This is a genomic window from Pseudomonas sp. PME37.24/025 (assembly GCF_055556615.1).
On record NZ_JBVHNK010000068.1, the window covers coordinates 1 to 330 of the forward strand.

Here is a 330-nt window from a genome sequence, read left to right on the forward strand (position 1 = left end):
GTTCAGTCGGTTAGAATACCGGCCTGTCACGCCGGGGGTCGCGGGTTCGAGTCCCGTCCGCTGCGCCATATTCGGTAACCTGGAACGCTGAACGCCAGGTCACCACGGAAAAGCCCGCAAACGCGGGTTTTTTTCTGTCTGAAGTTCCTGCAGGGTGTGTCGTTTTACCGGTTTTCAGTTTTTTTTGATTTTTTATCAATTAAATCAACACTTTATGAAAATCTGTGGCACAATGCGCCCCGCAACGAAGGTAAAGGGTGATTAGCTCAGCTGGGAGAGCGTCTGCCTTACAAGCAGAATGTCGGCGGTTCGATCCCGTCATCACCCACC

1 tRNA gene is annotated in these 330 nt (G+C 52.1%); it reads left to right on the forward strand.

The window, feature by feature from the left end:
- Positions 1-255: 255 nt before the first annotated feature.
- Positions 256-328 (forward strand) — tRNA-Val (locus ACZ3HH_RS29530).
- Positions 329-330: the final 2 nt, after the last annotated feature.